At 59.2% G+C, this 19687-nt stretch carries 18 protein-coding genes; 11 read left to right on the forward strand and 7 right to left on the reverse strand.

Going from position 1 to position 19687, the window contains the following annotated elements:
* Window positions 1-16: 16 nt before the first annotated feature.
* From CH92_RS11675 to nfuA, 3 genes are all read right to left on the reverse strand, one after another.
* On the reverse strand, window positions 17-970 hold the full coding sequence (locus CH92_RS11675; protein ID WP_025241957.1) for a sensor domain-containing diguanylate cyclase: 954 nt from the start codon (window positions 968-970) through the stop codon (window positions 17-19).
* A 2-nt stretch (window positions 971-972) separates the two neighbouring features.
* A complete protein-coding gene (locus tag CH92_RS11680) occupies window positions 973-1956 on the reverse strand; it encodes a response regulator (RefSeq protein WP_025241958.1) in 984 nt (327 codons plus the stop codon).
* Between the two features lie 140 nt (window positions 1957-2096).
* On the reverse strand, window positions 2097-2681 hold the full coding sequence (gene nfuA, locus CH92_RS11685) for a Fe-S biogenesis protein NfuA (RefSeq protein WP_025241959.1): 585 nt from the start codon (window positions 2679-2681) through the stop codon (window positions 2097-2099).
* Between the two features lie 470 nt (window positions 2682-3151).
* On the opposite strand from nfuA, the gene metH reads away from it, so the two are divergent.
* Window positions 3152-6844, forward strand: a complete 3693-nt coding sequence (metH, locus tag CH92_RS11690; protein ID WP_025241960.1) for a methionine synthase — start codon at window positions 3152-3154, stop codon at window positions 6842-6844.
* Window positions 6845-6961: 117 nt separating this feature from the next.
* Here the strand turns inward: metH and CH92_RS11695 are convergent, their stop codons facing one another.
* A complete protein-coding gene (locus CH92_RS11695; protein ID WP_080690036.1) occupies window positions 6962-8710 on the reverse strand; it encodes a sensor domain-containing phosphodiesterase in 1749 nt (582 codons plus the stop codon).
* A gap of 313 nt (window positions 8711-9023) precedes the next feature.
* Between CH92_RS11695 and CH92_RS11700 the strand changes: the two genes are divergently transcribed.
* Entirely contained in the window at window positions 9024-9350 is a 327-nt protein-coding gene (locus CH92_RS11700) for a DUF5629 family protein (RefSeq protein WP_025241961.1), read from the forward strand.
* A 136-nt stretch (window positions 9351-9486) separates the two neighbouring features.
* On the opposite strand, the gene CH92_RS11705 is transcribed toward CH92_RS11700, so the two are convergent.
* From CH92_RS11705 to CH92_RS11715, 3 genes are all read right to left on the reverse strand, one after another.
* Window positions 9487-10398: a DMT family transporter gene (locus CH92_RS11705; protein WP_025241962.1), complete on the reverse strand. Its 912-nt coding sequence runs from the start codon at window positions 10396-10398 to the stop codon at window positions 9487-9489.
* Entirely contained in the window at window positions 10391-10906 is a 516-nt protein-coding gene (locus CH92_RS11710; protein ID WP_025241963.1) for a MarR family winged helix-turn-helix transcriptional regulator, read from the reverse strand. The genes CH92_RS11705 and CH92_RS11710 overlap by 8 nt, the downstream gene beginning before the upstream one ends.
* Window positions 10907-11058: 152 nt before the next feature.
* The gene (locus CH92_RS11715; RefSeq protein WP_019339196.1) at window positions 11059-11361 is read right to left on the reverse strand and encodes a DUF1883 domain-containing protein; all 303 of its coding nucleotides are present in this window, start codon (window positions 11359-11361) and stop codon (window positions 11059-11061) included.
* Window positions 11362-11523: 162 nt separating this feature from the next.
* On the opposite strand from CH92_RS11715, the gene CH92_RS22490 reads away from it, so the two are divergent.
* The 9 genes from CH92_RS22490 to CH92_RS11750 all read left to right on the forward strand — a co-directional run bounded on the left by CH92_RS22490 (window position 11524) and on the right by CH92_RS11750 (window position 19499).
* On the forward strand, window positions 11524-11826 hold the full coding sequence (locus tag CH92_RS22490; RefSeq protein WP_200869623.1) for an SDR family NAD(P)-dependent oxidoreductase: 303 nt from the start codon (window positions 11524-11526) through the stop codon (window positions 11824-11826).
* 316 nt (window positions 11827-12142) lie between these two features.
* Window positions 12143-12280 (forward strand): SDR family oxidoreductase, encoded by a 138-nt coding sequence (locus CH92_RS22495; RefSeq protein WP_423832371.1) that lies wholly within the window; start codon window positions 12143-12145, stop codon window positions 12278-12280.
* A gap of 129 nt (window positions 12281-12409) precedes the next feature.
* On the forward strand, window positions 12410-13558 hold the full coding sequence (locus tag CH92_RS11720; protein WP_025241964.1) for an MFS transporter: 1149 nt from the start codon (window positions 12410-12412) through the stop codon (window positions 13556-13558).
* A gap of 76 nt (window positions 13559-13634) precedes the next feature.
* Entirely contained in the window at window positions 13635-14693 is a 1059-nt protein-coding gene (locus CH92_RS11725) for an RNA methyltransferase (protein ID WP_025241965.1), read from the forward strand.
* A 109-nt stretch (window positions 14694-14802) separates the two neighbouring features.
* Window positions 14803-16146: a leucine-rich repeat-containing protein kinase family protein gene (locus CH92_RS11730; protein ID WP_025241966.1), complete on the forward strand. Its 1344-nt coding sequence runs from the start codon at window positions 14803-14805 to the stop codon at window positions 16144-16146.
* A gap of 47 nt (window positions 16147-16193) precedes the next feature.
* Window positions 16194-16646, forward strand: coding sequence for a hypothetical protein (locus CH92_RS11735; RefSeq protein WP_025241967.1), 453 nt, complete (start codon window positions 16194-16196; stop codon window positions 16644-16646).
* 136 nt (window positions 16647-16782) lie between these two features.
* Window positions 16783-17001: a DUF2970 domain-containing protein gene (locus tag CH92_RS11740; RefSeq protein ID WP_025241968.1), complete on the forward strand. Its 219-nt coding sequence runs from the start codon at window positions 16783-16785 to the stop codon at window positions 16999-17001.
* Window positions 17002-17356: 355 nt separating this feature from the next.
* Entirely contained in the window at window positions 17357-19015 is a 1659-nt protein-coding gene (locus CH92_RS11745) for a nitrite/sulfite reductase (RefSeq protein ID WP_025241969.1), read from the forward strand.
* Window positions 18999-19499 (forward strand): DUF934 domain-containing protein, encoded by a 501-nt coding sequence (locus tag CH92_RS11750; protein ID WP_025241970.1) that lies wholly within the window; start codon window positions 18999-19001, stop codon window positions 19497-19499. The genes CH92_RS11745 and CH92_RS11750 overlap by 17 nt, the downstream gene beginning before the upstream one ends.
* Window positions 19500-19687: the final 188 nt, after the last annotated feature.

Genomic DNA, 19687 nt, shown 5'->3' on the forward strand with positions numbered 1-19687 from the left:
CGGCTTCGAACCGTGATCAGCGGAAAAGCGACACTTGATTGCGACCCGCCGATTTCGACCTATACATCGCGCTGTCAGCCCGCTCGATTAGTTGCGCATAGCCACTGGTGGGCTGACTGAGATCTGCGATACCGAGACTGACGCTAAAACGAATGCTTTGCCCTTCATGAAAGACTTCATGCGCCTCGATAGACTGCCGCAACCTTTCCGCGAAGGTCACCGCCCCCTCGCTGTCCGTATCCGGCAGCAACACCACGAACTCCTCACCGCCGTAGCGCCCCGCAATGTCGGCGTCTCGCATGCTTTGCCGGATGAGCTCGGCGGCCTGCTGAATGACCGCATCGCCCGCCTGGTGGCCATAGGTGTCATTGATCCGCTTGAAGTGATCTATATCGAACATCACCAGTGCGGCATTACGGTCGTAACGCCGGTGCCGGGCATAGTCCTGACGCAGCATTTCTTCCCAATGGCCGCGGTTGAACAAGCCCGTCAGGCGATCCGTGCTGGATAACCGCTGCAGCTCCAGGTTGGCCGCCTGTAGCTGGCGGCGGTTGATGGCCACATCGGTGACGTCGTAGATGATCAGGCAAATCTGTTCGATGTTTCCGCTGAGTCCCTTCAACGGCATCAGCGTGGTGTTTTGGTACATGAAGTCTTCCAGCCCTGTGATCGGCTGGTAATTCTTGAACCGTAACAAATAGGGGCGTTGCTCCCAGATGGTGAACGATGGTGTGCCAAGCGTGGCAACGTTCTCCACCTTGCGCCGAAACCACTGCTCATCGACTTCGGGAAACAGCTCGAAAAAAGATTTTTCTCTCGCCTCTTCAGGCAACCGTCCGGAGCGGTTTTCCATGAAGGTATTCCACACATCGATGCGGTATTCGCGATCCAGGACCACAACACCGACGTCGATGCTCTGGACGATCGCCAGAAGCCAATGAAGTTCGCTCAGATTCATCGAGTCGGACATGCTCAGTCCATCAGGTAGGCGAGTTTGCGAGACAGCAGCTCAACCGAGTCTTCGGTGAACAGCAACAATAGATCGAAATGGACATCATGACCTTCCAGGCTGTAGCTGATTTCCACCGCAAGGGTGTTTTTCCAACGCTGGCTATTGAGGCGGATGAGCTCGTCGATCGACGCGTGCTGGCCCAGCACCTGCGGATGCCCCTGGGAGAACACCACGTCAATTTGATCAGCGATGCCGCTGAGGCATGCACTGATCAGCAGGCTGGATAGATCCAGCAGCATTTCCAGTTCAAGGTAGTCCTCTGCGCGCATCAGGCGCGCCATATCGGCCACTTCCGAGTCATGAAAGATCAGCAATGCCTCACCGGCGATTCCGCCGCCAATATAACCCTGGCAAACCGCGGTCAGTTTGTCTCCTTGGGCCGCATCGGCAAGCGCCATGTGCAACTCACCGACCTCAAGGATGTTCACGTTGGGAATCGGTAGCTGGACAAAAACCCCAAGCACCTTTGCAAGCAGCGCAGCCGCGCGCCCCATCGCAACGTTCACCACCTCGCGGAAGGCATCACGAAACGGGATGGGCCCTGCCGTTCTCTCACCCAGCGCTGGCAACTCGTTACCCACAACCCCCAGACTGGCCAGGGTCTGTCGCAAATGCGTCGGGTCTGCGGGTTTGCGAATGAACGCCAGCGCTCCCAGCTCCAGCACCCGCCGTACAGCCTCTTCCTGCACATCCGCCGAGACCACAATGACCTTGCAGTCAAGTTGCTCATCACGAAGCGCAGCAAGCACCTGGTAGCCGTCCACATCCGGCATGGTCAGGTCGAGTAGCAGCACATCGATACCGCCCTCGCGTATGCGCTCAAGGGCCTCGCCACCGCCTCCCGCCTGACGGATATCCAGCGGCCAGGCAGCCGGCAGCGCACGCAGCAATTGCTTGCGCGCCAGGTTCGAATCATCGCAAATCAACAGGGAAACGGCAGACATGCAGCGCTCGCTCACTTAGCCAGGCATCAGGAACCTGGACAGCTTATCTCAGCAAACGGTCGCTGGGGTGATGTCAGAAAACTATAATGGCACTTTGCCCAAACAGTGGCTGAAACAGCCATCGTTTGGGCAATTACAGCCTAGTAGTAGGCGTTATCCCGATTGGTGTGATCGGTCACGTCGCGCACACCCTTGAGCTCAGGAATTCGTTCCAGCAGCGTCTTTTCGATGCCTTCCTTGAGCGTAACGTCAGCCTGGCCACAACCCTGACAACCGCCACCGAACTGCAACACCGCAACCCCCTCGTCGACCACATCGATCAACGTGACCTGGCCACCGTGACTGGCGAGCCCCGGATTGATTTCGGTCTGCAGATAGTAATTGATGCGCTCGTTCAGCGGGCTGTCTTCATTGACCATCGGCACCTTGGCATTCGGTGCTTTGATCGTCAGCTGTCCCCCCATGCGATCAGTGGCGTAATCCACCAGTGCGTCTTCCAGAAAGGGTTCGCTGACACTATCGATCCAAGCGGTAAAACGCTTCAGCGCGACGGCAACGTCATCCGGCTTTTCTTCGCCAGGCTTGCAATAGGCGATGCAGGTTTCCGCATAGGGCGTGCCGGGCTGAGTGATGAAGACCCGGATGCCGATGCCTGTGGTGTTCTGCTTTTCAAGCAGATCCGCCAAGTAATCGTGTGCAGCTTCGGTAATGGTAATGGCGCTCATGGGAACTCCTCTCAGACATGAGGGGCAGTGTACGCCAACCCTCTCTGCGGATAAAGTCCCAGTGTTTTAGTAGGAAATAGAAATCTACGGGCTAGAGGTCCTGAAACTGTTCATGCCCAGGCCACCCGTCTCGACTGGATCGGCTTCGGACAGGTAACTACCCAGATCATTGAGTACTGCCAAAAGCCTGAATGATCGCGCCGAATGCCCTTAAACATTCGACGACTCGCTCGAACGCTGCGTGATCCTTCGCCCCTTCATATACACCGACGAACCGTCGGCATTTCCTCAGCCGGCAAGCTAAGCATTACAAAAGCGGGACACCCGTTAACGGACATCAGGAGTACCGCTTCCGAGAAATTAAACCAGTTAGCGACTATGAATACTGCTCATACAAAAGCGTCAATGATCAAAAAGCATGCAGCTTTGCTATTATTCGCGGTCCTCGCAACCAGTTCCAGGTAGTCCCCATGCTCGACCGCAACGTCCGTCTCCAGGCACTCCAGCAGGCCCTCAAGGAGCGCATCCTGATTCTCGACGGCGGCATGGGCACCATGATCCAGAGCTACAAGCTGGAGGAGTCCGACTACCGCGGCGAGCGCTTCGCCGACTGGCCGCAGGATCTCAAAGGCAACAACGACCTCTTGATCCTTACCCGGCCGGACGCCATCAGCGCCATTGAAAAAGCCTACTTCGATGCTGGTGCGGATATCGTCGAAACCAACACCTTCAACGCCACACGCGTGTCCCAGGCAGATTACGGCATGGAAGAGCTCGTCTACGAGCTTAACGTCGAAGGCGCCCGCCTCGCCCGCGAGGCTGCCGATGCCAAGACCGCCGAGACGCCGGACCGCCCGCGATTCGTCGCCGGCGTACTCGGCCCGACCAGCCGTACCTGCTCGCTATCACCGGACGTGAACAATCCCGGCTACCGCAACGTCACCTTCGACGAGCTGGTTGAGAATTACACCGAAGCCACCCGCGGCCTCATCGAAGGCGGCTCGGACCTGATTCTGATCGAGACCATCTTCGATACGCTCAACGCCAAAGCCGCGATTTTCGCCGTTCAGGAAGTCTTCGATGAAATCGGCTTCGAGCTGCCGATCATGATTTCCGGCACCATCACCGATGCGTCGGGCCGGACGCTTTCCGGGCAAACCACCGAGGCCTTCTGGAACTCGGTACGCCACGCCAAGCCAATCTCCGTCGGACTTAACTGTGCCTTGGGTGCGAAAGAGCTGCGTCCGTACCTGGAAGAGCTGTCGAACAAGGCTGAAACCCACGTGTCGGCTCACCCCAACGCCGGCTTGCCGAACGCCTTTGGTGAATACGATGAGAGCCCTGCGGAAATGGCGTCGGTCGTGGAGGAATTTGCTGCCAGTGGCTTTCTCAATATCGTTGGCGGTTGCTGCGGCACTACGCCTGCTCACATCGAAGCCATTGCCAAGGCTGTAGCCAAATACGCACCGCGCGCGATACCGGACATACCCAAGGCCTGTCGCCTGTCGGGCCTCGAGCCCTTCACCATTGATCGCAGCTCACTGTTCGTCAATGTCGGCGAACGGACCAACATCACCGGTTCCGCCCGTTTCGCCCGCCTGATCCGAGAAGACAACTACACCGAGGCTCTGGAAGTCGCCCTGCAGCAGGTGGAAGCCGGCGCCCAGGTGATCGACATCAACATGGACGAGGGCATGCTGGATTCGAAGAAGGCCATGGTGACCTTCCTCAATCTGATCGCTGGCGAACCGGACATCTCCCGCGTGCCGATCATGATCGACTCCTCCAAGTGGGAAGTGATCGAAGCCGGCCTCAAGTGCATCCAGGGCAAGGGCATCGTCAACTCCATCTCCATGAAGGAAGGCGTCGAGGCGTTCAAGCATCATGCCCGCCTGTGCAAGCGCTACGGCGCCGCGGTGGTGGTGATGGCCTTCGACGAAGCCGGCCAGGCCGATACGGCAGCCCGCAAGCGTGAGATCTGCCAACGCTCCTACGACATCCTCGTGGACGAAGTGGGCTTCCCGCCGGAAGACATCATCTTCGACCCGAACATCTTTGCAGTCGCCACCGGCATCGAAGAGCACAACAACTACGCCGTGGACTTCATCGAAGCCTGTGCCTATATCCGCGACCACCTTCCCTACGCCCTGACCTCGGGCGGCGTGTCGAACGTATCGTTCTCGTTCCGCGGCAACAATCCGGTGCGCGAAGCGATTCACTCGGTCTTCCTCTACTACGGGATCCAGAACGGTCTGACGATGGGTATCGTCAACGCCGGACAGCTGGAAATCTACGACGAGATCCCGAAGAAGCTGCGCGATGCCGTCGAGGACGTGGTGCTCAACCGTACGCCCAACGGCACCGAGGCGCTGCTGGCGATTGCCGACGAGTTCAAGGGCGACGGTAGCGTCAAGGAAGCAGAGACCGAGGAATGGCGCGGTTACACCGTCGAGAAGCGGCTGGAGCACGCGTTGGTCAAAGGCATCACGACTCACATCGTTCAGGACACTGAAGAGTTCCGCCAGCAATGCGCGCGCCCCATCGATGTGATCGAAGGCCCATTGATGAGCGGCATGAACGTCGTCGGCGATCTGTTCGGTTCCGGCAAGATGTTCTTGCCGCAGGTGGTCAAGTCAGCCCGTGTCATGAAACAGGCCGTGGCGCACTTGATCCCCTTCATCGAAGCCGAGAAAGGCGACAAGCCCGAAGCCAAGGGCAAGATCCTGATGGCCACGGTCAAGGGCGACGTCCACGACATCGGCAAGAACATCGTCGGCGTGGTGCTCGGCTGTAACGGCTACGACGTGGTCGACATGGGCGTCATGGTGCCGGCAGAGAAGATCCTGCAAACCGCCATCGCCGAGAAGTGCGACATCATCGGCCTGTCCGGCCTGATCACCCCGTCGCTGGACGAAATGGTCCACGTCGCGCGAGAAATGCAGCGCCAGGATTTCCACCTGCCGCTGATGATCGGCGGTGCGACCACCTCCAAAGCGCACACGGCGGTCAAGATCGATCCGCATTACAAGAACGATGCCGTTGTCTATGTGACCGACGCTTCGCGTGCCGTAGGTGTGGCTACAACCCTGCTCTCGAAGGAACTGAAGCCGGTCTTCGTGCAGAAGACTCGGGACGAATACGCGATGATCCGCGAGCGCACCGCCAACCGCAGCGCTCGCACCGAACGCCTGACTTATCCCGAAGCCATCGCCGTCAAACCCAAGTTTGACTGGGCGGAATACTCGCCGGTCAAGCCTACGTTCACCGGTCGTAAGGTGCTGGAAGACATCGATCTGCGCACCCTGGTTGACTACATCGACTGGACGCCGTTCTTCATCTCCTGGGATCTGGCGGGCAAGTACCCGCGCATCCTTGAGGACGAGATCGTCGGCGAAGCGGCCACCTCGCTGTTCAACGACGCCCAGGCGATGCTCACCAAGCTGGTCGACGAAAAGCTGATCAAGGCCCGCGCCGTGTTTGGCTTCTGGCCGGCCAACCAGGTCGACGAAGACGATATCCAGGTCTATGGCGACAGCGGCGAGGCCCTCGCGACACTACATCATCTTCGTCAGCAGACAGTGAAAACTGACGGCAAGCCGAACTTCTCGCTCGCCGACTTCGTCGCACCGAAGGACAGCGGCATGACCGACTACGTGGGCGGGTTCATCACCACCGCGGGCATCGGTGCCGAGGAAGTGGCCAAGGCCTATCAGGACGCCGGTGATGACTACAACTCGATCATGGTGAAGGCGCTCGCCGATCGCCTCGCCGAAGCCTGTGCCGAATGGTTGCATCAGCAGGTGCGCAAGCAATGGTGGGGCTACGATCCGGAGGAACAGCTGAATAACGAAGAGCTGATCAAAGAGCAATACAAGGGCATCCGCCCTGCCCCCGGCTATCCTGCCTGCCCCGACCACACCGAAAAAGGCACGCTGTTTCAGCTACTCGATGCCGACGGAGTCAGCCAGGTCACTCTGACCGAGCATTACGCCATGTTCCCGACGGCTGCTGTCAGCGGCTGGTATTTCGCCCATCCTCAGGCGCAATACTTTGCAGTTGGCAAGATCGACAAGGACCAGGCCGAGAGCTACAGCAAGCGCAAAGGGCAGGATCTTGCCGTAACCGAGCGCTGGCTGATGCCAAACCTGGGCTATGATGCCTGAGAAAAGCACTGCGCCAGTCGAAGGGCGCGGTGCTGTCAACGACGGCGGCCGGATTCCCCGGGCCGCCTGCCATGCCCCAATGCTCCAGTCGCAGACGCATCAACCGAGAACCGCACGCTAGTGCTCGGCAAGCCAATGCTCGAAGGCTTCCGCGCGCAAGGGCATCGAGAGCAGATAGCCTTGGGCCTCATCACAGCCGATAGTTCTCAGTAGGTCATAGACTTCGACCTCTTCAATACCCTCGGCGACGACGCTATAACCCAGGTCATGAGCCATGTTCACCATCGACTTGACCAGGGTCTGGCTGCGCATGCGCTGGCCAAGCGAGGTGATGAAGGAGCGATCTATCTTGACCACCTGCGCGGAGATCTTCTGCAGGTAGGACAGGCTACTGTAGCCGGTTCCGAAATCGTCGATTGCAATGCTGATGCCCGCCGCCTGCAGGGCAGCCAGCTGGCTGGATGCGGCGGAGCTATTGCTGATCAACGCGCTTTCGGTAAGTTCGAGTTCGATAGTTGAAGCTGACAGATTTCGCTCTGCAAGCGCTGCGATCAGACTATCTGTAAAATCCGTTTCCTCAAGGTTCAGCGCCGTTACGTTGATCGAAATACAGAGTTTCAGCCCCTTGGCTTGCCAGCGTGCGGCCTGATCCACGGCAGTAGCAATGACCCATGAGGTAAGCGGCCTCGCCAACCTCGTCTGTTCAATCAGCGGAATAAACTCTACGGGTGAAATATTTCCCAGCAGAGGATGCTCCCAGCGGATCAGCGCCTCGGCTCCCACGCATACACCGGTTTTTATGTCGACTCGCGGTTGGTACTCGAGTCGCAACTGCCCAGCCTGTGTCAACGCCGTACGGAAGTCTGCAAGCAGCAGGAAACGCCGCTGATGAAGCGCGTCCGTCTCGCTTGAGTACAACCCAACCCCTGTGTCGTCCTGCCGGGCGTCCTGACACGCGCAGTGAGCTATACGCAATGCGTCCTCGGCCAATCGCTCACCCAGCCGGAACGGCGCAACGCCGATGGCGGGCCGCATCATCATCGATGCCGAATCATCTGGCGCGAGCGCGGCAAGTTCGGCGCGCCAGGCAGATGCGAGACGAACCGCTTCGTACTCATCACTTGCTTCAATAACGTGCACGAATTGGCAGGGACTCACACTGTAAAGCCGGACACCCGCAGGTAGTGATCGCTGTAGGTGAGAGGCAGCTGACCTGACAAGCTTGTCCAGAAACGCAGGCCCCATGACCCGCTGTATCGAAATCATCTGCGCGACATCCACCAGGTCGGTATAGAAGGCGAACAGGTGTGTGCCCGGCCGGTCACGGCCAAGGTCTTCCAGGTCCTCCAGGAACTGGCTGCGGTTGGCCAGACCGGTCAGCGGATCCACCCGGCCATAGGCGTGCTGCATCTCGATCTGAGCCATGACCATCGACGCCATGTCGCGCAGAACGGACTGTTCCTGCTCGGTAATCCCCCGGGGCTCGGTGCCGAGCACACACATAGCGCCGAGGGTGTAGCCGTCACGCGTCACCAGTGGAGCGCCGGCATAAAAGCGGATACCCGATTGCGCAAGAATACTGTCGCAGTAATACGGCGAAGCCAGCAGATCGGTGATCACCAGCATTCCCGAACTGTCAGCAACCTCACCGCAGCAGGCCTTGAACCTTGGAATCTCGGTGTGCGCGACACCGACGCGGGACTTGAACCACTGGCGGTCGCTATCGGTCAGGGAAACCGCAGCGATTGGTAGGCTGAACAGTTGGCTGGCCATTCGAGTGATTCGATCGAAGCTTTCACTCGGCGCGGTATCCAGAAGATTCAATTGCTTCAAAGCAAACAGCCGCTCTTGCTCGTAAGACGTCATGACCAGCATCAACTCCGAAGACATTAAAACAAATCACAACAGCACGGACGCGCCAGTGTGGCATCAGCTTGCGATATGGGTAGCTTAGAGGGCTCGGGGTTCGACCGGGCGCGGTTGGGTACGCTCAGCGTGCGCTCGTTTAACGGCAGCAATATCGCGGCGCTTTACGACCACCTGTCGCCTTTTTATAAGCACTATCAACACCCGAGCGACGATGGTCGTCTGGCTCGCGCTCGCCTATCCGGTTTAAATAGATCCCCTGCGTGACCGGGCAGCGCTCGGCTCGCCACACTCCCCTCCGGATGACGAAACCATGCCAAGCGACATGATCTACCTGCTCGATCAACTTGAAATTGCAGACATGCTGGAAATCGATGGCCTGCATGCCTGGCAGTTCGAGCTTAACGATGCCCTTCTCGACCGAGCTGACGCCGCCGCCGAAGCAGAGCTGGCATTCGAGAGCGAGGACACCGTGGTCACCATCGAAGGACTCGATGGTCGTGAACGACGGGTATGGCGCTTTAGCTACAACCAGGTCATGGAGGCGACCTATCTCGAAGCGGACAATGCATGGTTACTGGACGAAGGCAAACATCACCTGCGCTGTCTCGGAGCGGTAACCGTTAGCGAAGACATCTGAGGCGCATGCCAAGCCCGACAAGCCGCCACCTATTGCTTCAGTGCTCGTATGCCGCTTTGGCGCCAGCCTTGTCCTTCGAAACGTCAGCGGTGCTGACGTAAGCGGCTGCCCGATGGTCGCGGCACGCGCTTGCCAGTCAGCCTTCGCGTGCGCCACGCCGTAGCAGCAACGCGATGGCCAGCAACACCAGCAGACTGCCCGGCAGCCAATGCCAACCGATACGCTGTGGCTGTGTGAAGAACAGCAACAGCATCGACACGAACGGCACCAGGTAGCTGTACGCAGTGACGGCACCCGGCGTCAGCACGGCCGTGGCCCGCTGCTGCAGGAAGAAGGTCATGCCGCTGGAGAATACGCCCAGGTAGATAACCAGCATTACGTCCCGCAGATCCATCCGCAACAGCGCCGTCGGCTGCTCCCAAATGAATCCGAACATTGCGATCAGAACGGCACCCATCAGCAGGCTCCAGAACGTCCGCAAGCCGGCCTGCTGGGCCAATATGCCGCGCTGTAGCCCCCATTTGCTCAGCACCGGGTACAACGCCGAGGCAATACAGCCGAAGAAGAACGCCAACTCGCCAAGACCGAACTTCAATTCGGCGAGGTCTCCATTGTTTTCGGCCACCGCCAGACCCAAGGCTCCGAATGCACCCAGTGCCAGGATCGCCAGCAGCCGACCCGCAGGCTGTTCGACACCTAAGCCGCGGCCGATGCAATAAGCCAGCAGCGGCACACTGACGAACAAGGTTGCCATCGACAGGGCACTGACACGGTGCGCGGCCCAAAACATTGTGCCAAAGAAACCGGCCAGGCTCAGGCCCATCAGCGCATACAGGAGCAGCCCCGGCAGGCTTGGCCAACGCTCGTCCTGGCGCAACAGCAGAGGCAACAATGCCAGGGCGGCAATGCTGAAACGGATGGCGGTTAGTAGCAACGGCGGCAAGCCTTCGCTCATCAGCCCCACCGCGGGAAACGACAGACCAACGAATAATGCCCAGAGCAGCATGCCCAGGTGGGCACGAGTGGTGCCACGCTTCGCCTCAGTCATCGCCCTGCTCCTCCAGTGTCCGCAGTAGTACGCGCAGCCCGCTCGCCAAGACCTGTCTTTGCCCCTTATTGAGCGGCGCCTGGATGCCTTCCAGGGTCGCCAGATACTCATCCAGGCAGCCGAGCAATACGGTCCGCCCCTCATTGGTGAGGCGTATCAACAGGCTGCGACGATCGGCCGGGTTGGCGACACGCTGGATCATTCCCGCCGCTTCGAGGCGATCAAGCCGGTTGGTCATGGCACCTGAACTGAGCACGGCGGCGTGCCGCAGCGCGTTCGGTGTGAGCCCTTGCGGTTGGCCGCTGCGAAAGAGCGTCGCGAGCAGATCGAACTCGCCATCATGCAGGCCGTGCTTGCGAAATACCGCGGCGATTCGTCGGTTAAGGAATTTGGAAAGTCGATACACACGCGTAAAGATTGCCATCGGCGATGCGTCGCCTTCGGGGCGGACGTTTTGCCATTGAGCGAGCACGCCATCGACATGATCGCCGCCTTCAGGCTTACGCATAAGTATCTCCAGAAAAAGAATCTCCACATCAAGCTAATTACACGAAGAACGAAAGGCAAGCGATAACGCCGCAGGCAGTGTCTGATCGACGATTGACCTTGGATCAGCCAGAAACCGGGCGGCAGCCGAGGCTGCGCGGCCGGATGGGCAGATTACTTCAGTTCGGACGGGGAATTGCGAACGATCTTGATCGAATGTGTAAGCGTCGGCTTACGAGTGACACTGATAGCCTTACGCGTCACCGTGTCAATGGTGATATTCCAGAAGCCTGTGTTAGGGACTTTGATCTTCGCTGGAAATTTGTCGAAAGCGCCGCCGTGATACGCGTGACGGCCGCCATTCTTGAAGCTGCGGAAATTCTTGTCGTTCATCAGACGGATATTGCAGGGCTGCGAACATTCAATGATCACGAAGTCATCTTCGTTGAGGTGTTCACGCTGGTGAATGAACTTCATGTACCGCTCCGGACCGCATTGCTGGCAAAAACGAACATTAACATGAGCACCGCAGGGTTGGATGCGCCGAGATGAGGTCCGCTGGTAATCCGGGGATGATTCGCGCCGTATCTTGCTAGTGACTCGGCTTATCGATCGACCGCAACGATACCCTTTCGTCCTATGGCAAGAGTAAAAGACAGGTGCGCCGCGAGCGAATTCAGCAACCGGACAGCCATCGTTACTGGCGCCGGCACTGATCTCGGCGAAGCAATCGCCGAGCGACTCTCTGCCGCCGGTGCGAACGTGGTTCTTGCTAACCGGCATCTCGAGCCGGCGCGTGACGGGGCGGCACGACTGGACCCTACTGGTGAACGAACCCTGGCGATAGCAACTTGGAGGGGTGCACTTCGCCGTGAACAATGCGGGCATTACAGGTCCGTATGGAACATCCGCCTCGGAGCTGGATATCGACACGTGGCATGACGTCATAGAAACCGAGCTGAGCGGTGTGTACTGTGGGCTCAAGTTTCAGGTAGCTGCCATTGTCGCCGGCGGCGGCGGCGGCGGCGGCGGGGCGGCGGCGGCGGCGGCGGCGGCGCGATCGTCAACATGTCTTTGGCCAATGGAGTCGTCGGGATTGCCGGACTGTCCGCCTATATAGCTGCAAGCACGGAATCATAGGCCTGACGAAATCGGTCGCTCTTGAAACTGCCGCGTAAGGCATGCGCGTCTGCGCTGTTGCCCTAGTCATGTCGAGACTCCGCGTATTCGCGAGGCTGGCGACGAACTATTGCGCACGATGGCAATGGCCCACCCGTTGGGACGCACCGCAACGCGAGCGGAAGTTGCAGATCTTGTCGCGTACCTGCTTTCTGACCGGGCCGCTTTTATCCCGGGCAGCGTTCATCTTATCGAAGGTGGCTACACCGCACGCTAGCTAATTCAAACCGGCAACACCATGTAGGAACGGGCGGGCAGCTTCTGCGCGTAATTTTTACAATGCGCCAGCATAATCTCGTTCCGCGCCCTGGCGCCCAGCTTAACTCTCGATCAAGGACACCCGCATATGTCTGCGGCGCCCCTCTCAATGGATGCCACATCGCCCGTCGCACGTCGCGCGACTCGGGTCGGTTTCTTCATGGCCGGATTCGGTCTGTCCGTGTGGGCGCCGCTGGTGCCCTATGTGCGCGAGCACATCGAGATGAGCGATGCCCTGTTCGGCACGCTGCTGCTGTGCATCGGTATCGGCTCGTTGACCTGGATGCCTTTGTCCGGATTGTTGGTGACCCGGTATGGCATCCGCCCAGTGGTGCTGTCCAGCCTGGTGCTATTGCTTTTTGCGCTGGCCGCAATGGCGCTGACCGAATCGATCTGGGTCCTCGCCTTGGCGTTGTTCTGTTTCGGTGGCAGCCTTGGGGTAATCGATGTAGTGCTCAATATTCAGGGTGTGCTGATCGAACGCGGCACCGGCAAGCGTTACATGTCTAACTTTCACGGCATGTTCAGCCTGGGATCGATCTGCGGTGCGCTAGCACTCACCGGCGCGTTGACCCTGGGCCTCGCACCGGCGACTGGCACGCTGTTGATGATTACTGCAATCGCTTTTGCCAACCTTACCGTGGCATCCGGATTTCTACGGGACAGGGCGCCGGGCGGCGGGGTCGCTCTCATCCGACCTACCGGCACGGTGCTGCTGGTGGGCGCCCTGTGTTTCGTTGTGTACCTGGCCGAGGGTGCAGTGCTGGACTGGAGCGCGCTCTACCTCACCGAGCATAAGGCATTGGAAACCGCCAAGGGAGGCCTGGGTTACGCAAGCTTCGCCTTGATGGTAACCGTCGGCCGTTTCGCCGGAGCGCCTGTGGTAAGCAGCTTGGGGACTGCGCGGATAATCGGTCTTGGCGGCCTGTTGGCGGGGTTTGGCATCGGCCTGAGCATCCTGACCGAGCATTGGGGATTCGCCCTCCTCGGTTACGGCTTGTGTGGCCTGGGCTGCGCTAACGTCTCACCGGTATTGATTTCTTCCTTGAGCCGACAGCACGACATGCCGGTGCATCAGGCCATCACCGCGGCGACCACTATTGGCTTTGCTGGCGTGCTTGCCGGCCCGGCCATGATCGGCGTGATCGCTCACTATGGTTCGCTGACGCTCGCTTTTGGCCTGCTCGCGCTGCTGTTGTTCGGGCTCGCCCTGGGCAGTCGTCGCTTCAAGGAGTGAGAGTCGCCGGGTCGGAGCCTGGCAATCTTCACTCGCTACAGACCGGGCCTCGGCCTTTGGCTAGAATGCGCGCCCTATGCGTATTCAAGACATTCATCAGCAGCTCAGCGAGATCGGCGCCAAGCCCGTCCATATCGGTAGGGTTACGCGCGCGTGGCTCAAGGGACAAGCGCTGGATGCCGGAACCCGCCACCAGAAAACCGAGGACTTTCTGCCTCTATCAGTGCGCAACGGGCTGCCTGCGGTCAGCGACTCCCTAGACGGGCTGGTACGGCTTCGTTCCGAACACCCGGGAGCCGATGGCTCCGCTCGCTTGTTGGTGGAGCTGGCGGACGGGCAGATGGTCGAGAGCGTGCTCTTACCTCGCGATGGGCTCTGCGTGTCGAGCCAGGTCGGTTGCGCGGTCGGTTGCGTGTTCTGCATGACGGGCAAAAGCGGCCTACTGCGCCAACTCGGCAGCGCCGAGATCGTCGCCCAGGTTGCTCTTGCCAGACGCTTTCGTTCGGTAAAGAAGGTGGTGTTCATGGGCATGGGCGAGCCCGCGCACAACCTGGACAATGTGCTCGACGCCATCGATCTGCTGGGCACCGACGGAGGCATAGGTCACAAGAACCTGGTGTTCTCCACGGTCGGCGATCCACGCGTGTTCGAGCGTCTACCGCGCCAGAAAATCAGGCCCGCGCTAGCACTTTCGCTGCACACGACCGACGCCGCCTTGCGGCGCGAACTGCTGCCGCGCGCACCGGTGCTCGACCCCGCCGAGCTGGTCGAGTTGGGCGAAGCCTATGCGCGTCTGGTCGACTATCCGATCCAATATCAATGGACGTTGCTCAAAGGCATCAACGATAGCCAGGACGAAATGGACGGCATTATTCGTCTGCTCAGGGGCAAGTTCGCCATCATGAACGTCATCCCTTACAACAGCCTCGACGATGATGAGTTCCAGCGCCCCGCCGCCGATCGTATTCACCAGATCATGCGTTACCTTCATCAAAACGGGGTTCTGACCAAGGTGCGCAACTCGGCGGGCCAGGACATTGATGGTGGCTGCGGACAGCTACGCGCTCGCGCCGAGCGGATCGTCCGGGCGCGGCAGAAACCAACGGAAAGATCTGCGCCAGAGCGGCTCGGCTGAACCTCCAAGCTGCCTAAGTGTCGTAGCGGACTGGCTTGTTCGAGCACAACTTCCTCCCTTAGATGATTGGCCACCATCGCGGCCTGATGCAGGCTCGCCCGAGAATCGCATGCACACACTGGCACAACTCAAAAGCGGCGACTTGATCGGTGTTATGCGCCTGGACCTGTCGGAGCAGCTGGACACCTTTCCTCGGGAGATCTTCGATCTGGCCGATAGTCTGGAAATCCTCAACCTCTCGGGCAACCGGCTCAGCAGCTTACCGACAGATCTGTGGCGACTGCACAAGCTGCGTATCCTGTTCTGCTCGGACAATGCCTTCACCGAAGTACCTGTGGCGCTCGGCATGTGCTCCAGGCTGGAGATGGTCGGGTTCAAGGCCAACCGTATCCGTCACCTGCCAGCCGAAGCGCTGCCGCCAGCGCTGCGCTGGTTGATTCTCACCGACAACCAGCTCGAATCCGTACCTGAGGAAATCGGCCGCTGCATACGGTTGCAGAAGTTGATGCTGGCCGGAAATCAGCTACGAACGCTGCCCCAATCACTGTCGCGCTGCAACCGCCTGGAGCTGCTGCGAATTGCCGCAAACCGCCTGCCTGCCCTGCCCGGCTGGCTATTGGCGATGCCTCGGCTGACCTGGCTGGCCTTTGCCGGTAATCCGTTCAGCGATGCGCTTGAGGCAGACGCCTTGGCGCAGCATCCACTGCCACCGATCGATCGCGGCCAGATCACCCTGGGTGAAGTGCTCGGTCAGGGTGCTTCGGGCGTTATCCATCGCGCCGAGTGGCTACATACAGGCCACTCGGCGCGAAGCATGGCCGCCAAGTTATTCAAGGGAACACTGACCAGCGATGGGTTGCCCCACAGCGAAATGGCCGCCTGCATCGCCGCAGGCAAACATCCCAACCTGATCCCGGTCGCCGGACCATTGGCCGAAAGCGCCGGGGCATTACCCGGCCTGTTGATGGAGCTTATCGACTCCTCATATCAGCCGCTGGCCGGCCCCCCGTCGTTCGCCAGCTGCACTCGCGACTGTTACGAGCCTGGACGACGCTTTTCCGTCGGGCAAGTGCTGGACATCGCAACAGACGTAGCCTCGGTGGTCAGCCATCTTCACCAACGAGGCATACTTCATGGCGATCTATACGGCCATAACCTGCTGGTCGATCCCCTCGCCAGGATCCTGTTGAGCGACTTTGGCGCGGCGTCCTTTTATGAGCCGCAAAGCGCACAAGGCCAGGCGCTGCAGCGCCTCGAGGCGCGGGCATTCGGTTGTCTGCTTGAAGAACTGCTGGACCGCTGTGACGCTACCGCTGAGGATCCAAGCTTCCGAGCGCTTTGCGCACTGCAGCGACGCTGCATGCTCGATGCTCCTGCGCAACGGCCTGCGTTCAACGAGTTGAAGCACGGATTGGAAACAATCAGCCGGGCATGCCCCGTTCCGGCCAGTTAGTTGCATGAGTGGCTATCTATTCACTGCAGCGACGGCGACCTGACGCTATGCCTCTTTCCGATCCCAGCTTCGACGACAACCTCGACCGCTTTCCCGCCACTGACGATGCCGCAACCCTCGAACATGACCCATTCATCATCGGGCTGAAACAACGGTTACCCGAGGAGCTTCGAGAGAGCTTCACCGATCAGCAACTGGCGGGGCTTCGCAGCGCTTTTGCCACACGCTCATGGGCACGGCACAAGGTCGACCTACGTGGCACTTTCAGGCTATGGAGCAACCAGTACTATTTCGTCCTGGTTGGCGGGCGCAACAAGCGCAACCTGTCTCGCGGACAGCGCAACCTGTCGCTGGCGGCAAAGGCCGGTGCGATCACCTTGTTCCTGTTCTTTTCGGTGCTACTGGGTTTGGTCGTGTTGTATTTGCTCAAGTCCGCGCTTGGTATCAATTTGCTGCCCAATTATTCGCTCGGCTTGTGGGACTGGTTCAAGGGGCATTGACCGCGCAACCGTCCCGCTTCGCTCAGACCTGGAGATTTCCGAGACGCAAGGTCGATATCGCGCGATTGACGACGACATCCCTCGCATCGCCGAATGATGACTAGACTCCTCTGCAGGCAATGGCTGCGAGGTGTCTATGAGCGACGAGCAAGAGCGGAAACCCCTTACCCTATTGCAGATGCTGCAAAGCGTCCTGGCCGGTGCACTGGGCGTGCAGAGCGGGAAAAATCGCGCGCGCGATTTCAGTCAGGGTAAGCCCAGTCACTTCATTCTATTGGGCGTAGGTTTCACGCTGGTGTTTGTATTGGTGATACTCGGCGTGGTCAAGCTGGTGCTGTATTTCGTGGGGCTGTAAACAGCCCCCTCGGCTACTGATGGCTGACCCAGAATACCGCCGTTGCGACGACTAAAACTATCAGGACGAAGATGGCGGTGGCATCCACCGTGCTGTCATTACCGCGATGATTGGAATGCTCGGACACGGCTGCTCCCCTTGTTATCGATGTTCGCATTGCTTGCAGTTAAGACCACACCGGCGACTCACTCAAGTTACCCGCTTTAAATGCCAATAAAGCGGTGCTTCGTTCTAAACATATTCCCAAACATCACTTTTGCGCATAACCGCTAGCTGGTATCGTGCCGCCCTCCCTGAATGGGTGCGCGGCCGTGCGCGCGACAAGCTGTAGACAGCCCTGAGAACAGGACATCCCATGTACGTTTACGACCAGTACGACCAACACATCATCGAGGATCGCGTCCGCCAGTTTCGCGATCAGACCCGTCGCTTTCTGGCGGGCGAACTCGGTGGCGAGGAATTCCGCCCCCTGCGCCTGCAGAACGGCCTGTACATTCAACGCTATGCGCCCATGTTGCGTATCGCGGTGCCCTATGGGTTGCTGTCTTCTACCCAGGTGCGCAAGCTGGCTGACATCGCCCGCAAGTACGACAAGGGCTATGCCCACATCAGCACCCGGACCAACGTGCAGTTCAACTGGCCGGAGCTCGAGGATGTACCGGAGATTCTCGGCGAGTTGGCGACGGTGCAAATGCATGCGATCCAGACCAGCGGCAACTGCATCCGCAACACCACTACCGACCAGTTTGCCGGCGTGGCTAAAGACGAGCTGATCGACCCGCGGCCTTGGTGCGAGATCATTCGCCAATGGTCGACCTTCCATCCGGAGTTCGCTTTCCTGCCGCGCAAGTTCAAGATCGCCGTGAACGGTGCCGCGAGCGACCGTGCCGCCATCGAAGTGCACGATATCGGCCTCGAAGCGGTGAACAACGAGGCTGGCGAGCTTGGCTTCCGCGTATCGGTCGGGGGCGGCTTGGGGCGCACGCCGATCGTGGGTAGCTTCATCAATGAATTCTTGCCCTGGCAGCATCTGCTGACCTACCTCGACGCCATCCTGCGTGTGTATAACCGCTATGGCCGTCGCGACAACAAGTTCAAGGCCCGCATCAAGATTCTGGTCAAGGCGCTCACGCCGGAAGTTTTTGCCGAGCGCGTCGAGGCCGAATGGTCCCATCTGAAAGACGGCCCTAGCACGCTGACCGAAGCCGAAGTCGAGCGCGTCAGTAAATTCTTCGTCGATCCGGCCTATAGGTCCCTGGAGGACCAGAGCGCTGCCCTCGCTCAGCTCGATACCGAACATCCCGGTTTCGCCCGCTGGCGCCAGCGCAATGTGGTGGCGCATAAGAAGTCCGGCTACGCAGCCGTCACGCTATCGCTCAAGAGCACCGGCGTGGCCCCAGGCGACGTAACTGACAAGCAGCTCGATACCATCGCCGATCTGGCCGATCGCTACAGCTTCGGTGAAGTACGCAACTCTCACGAGCAGAACATGATCCTCGCCGACGTCGAACAATTGCGGTTGTTCAAGCTGTGGAACGAGCTTCGCGAGCTTGGTGTCGCCACCCCGAATATCGGCCTGTTGACCGATATCATCTGCTGCCCTGGCGGAGATTTCTGCTCACTGGCCAATGCCAAATCGATACCGATCGCCGAGGCCATCCAGCGCCGCTTCGATGATATGGACTATCTGTTCGACATCGGCGATATCGACCTGAATATCTCAGGCTGCATGAACGCATGCGGGCACCACCACGTGGGTCACATCGGCATTCTCGGCGTGGACAAGAAAGGCGCCGAGTTCTACCAGGTTTCCCTCGGTGGCAGTTCCGGCCGTAACGCAAGCCTAGGCCAGATACTGGGCCCCTCCTTCGCTCAGGACGTTATGCCCGACGTGATCGAAAAGGTCATCGGCGTCTATGTGGAGCAACGCACAGAAGATGAACAGTTTCTCGACACCTTCCGCCGTATCGGCATCGACCCCTTCAAGGAGCGCGTCTATGCAGCGAATCATTAAGGACGGCCAGGTCATCGATGAAACCTGGCACTTGCTGCCCAAGGATGTGGGCCTTGACGGTTTGTCCAATTGTGACGATTTGATCGTGCCGTTCCAGCTGTGGCTCGATCATGCTCATGCACTGAAAGCTCGCGACGGCGGTCTCGGTGTCTGGCTGGACGCCGACGAAGCCGTAGAAGAAATTTCCGATGACCTGGAACACTTTCAGGTCATCGCGCTGAACTTTCCTGCCTTTACCGATGGGCGCCACTATTCCAGCGCACGCCTTTTGCGCGAGCGCTACGGCTACAAAGGCGAGATCCGGGCGATCGGCGACGTGCTACGCGACCAACTGTTTTATATGCGCCGTTGCGGTTTCGATGCTTTCGCCGTACGCGCCGACCGCGACCCCTATGAGGCATTGGAGGGACTGAAAGACTTCTCCGTTACCTATCAGTCCGCCGTCGATGAGCCGTTACCATTGTTTCGCCGCCGGCAGGGCTGAACGCAGGGCTCCTTGATGCAAAAAAAACCGCCTTTCGGCGGTTTTTTTATTGATACATCCAGAAATTGGGATGCTCGATCTGGGCTTCAGCCGGCTCCTTCTTGGCGAATGCTTCGATGATTTTCTCTGCTAGTGCTCTCATGACCCGTTCCTGTTGCGTTGGAGTGGCGCTAGCTTCTCTCACTCGA

This window comes from Stutzerimonas stutzeri (assembly GCF_000590475.1).
GTDB lineage: Bacteria > Pseudomonadota > Gammaproteobacteria > Pseudomonadales > Pseudomonadaceae > Stutzerimonas > Stutzerimonas stutzeri_D.

Bases quoted from the DNA above. Each gene is read 5' to 3' on its own strand.
- CH92_RS11735 (WP_025241967.1), top strand. From the start codon at position 16,194: ATGCCTCTTTCCGATCCCAGCTTCGACGACAACCTCGACCGCTTTCCC.
- CH92_RS11750 (WP_025241970.1), top strand. From the start codon at position 18,999: ATGCAGCGAATCATTAAGGACGGCCAGGTCATCGATGAAACCTGGCAC.
- CH92_RS11715 (WP_019339196.1), bottom strand. From the start codon at position 11,361: ATGAAGTTCATTCACCAGCGTGAACACCTCAACGAAGATGACTTCGTG.
- CH92_RS11695 (WP_080690036.1), bottom strand. From the start codon at position 8,710: ATGACGTCTTACGAGCAAGAGCGGCTGTTTGCTTTGAAGCAATTGAAT.
- CH92_RS11700 (WP_025241961.1), top strand. From the start codon at position 9,024: ATGCCAAGCGACATGATCTACCTGCTCGATCAACTTGAAATTGCAGAC.
- CH92_RS11705 (WP_025241962.1), bottom strand. From the start codon at position 10,398: ATGACTGAGGCGAAGCGTGGCACCACTCGTGCCCACCTGGGCATGCTG.
- nfuA (WP_025241959.1), bottom strand. From the start codon at position 2,681: ATGAGCGCCATTACCATTACCGAAGCTGCACACGATTACTTGGCGGAT.
- CH92_RS11710 (WP_025241963.1), bottom strand. From the start codon at position 10,906: ATGCGTAAGCCTGAAGGCGGCGATCATGTCGATGGCGTGCTCGCTCAA.
- metH (WP_025241960.1), top strand. From the start codon at position 3,152: ATGCTCGACCGCAACGTCCGTCTCCAGGCACTCCAGCAGGCCCTCAAG.
- CH92_RS11725 (WP_025241965.1), top strand. From the start codon at position 13,635: ATGCGTATTCAAGACATTCATCAGCAGCTCAGCGAGATCGGCGCCAAG.
- CH92_RS11675 (WP_025241957.1), bottom strand. From the start codon at position 970: ATGTCCGACTCGATGAATCTGAGCGAACTTCATTGGCTTCTGGCGATC.
- CH92_RS22495 (WP_423832371.1), top strand. From the start codon at position 12,143: ATGGCAATGGCCCACCCGTTGGGACGCACCGCAACGCGAGCGGAAGTT.
- CH92_RS11745 (WP_025241969.1), top strand. From the start codon at position 17,357: ATGTACGTTTACGACCAGTACGACCAACACATCATCGAGGATCGCGTC.
- CH92_RS11720 (WP_025241964.1), top strand. From the start codon at position 12,410: ATGTCTGCGGCGCCCCTCTCAATGGATGCCACATCGCCCGTCGCACGT.
- CH92_RS11740 (WP_025241968.1), top strand. From the start codon at position 16,783: ATGAGCGACGAGCAAGAGCGGAAACCCCTTACCCTATTGCAGATGCTG.
- CH92_RS11730 (WP_025241966.1), top strand. From the start codon at position 14,803: ATGCACACACTGGCACAACTCAAAAGCGGCGACTTGATCGGTGTTATG.
- CH92_RS22490 (WP_200869623.1), top strand. From the start codon at position 11,524: ATGGCAAGAGTAAAAGACAGGTGCGCCGCGAGCGAATTCAGCAACCGG.
- CH92_RS11680 (WP_025241958.1), bottom strand. From the start codon at position 1,956: ATGTCTGCCGTTTCCCTGTTGATTTGCGATGATTCGAACCTGGCGCGC.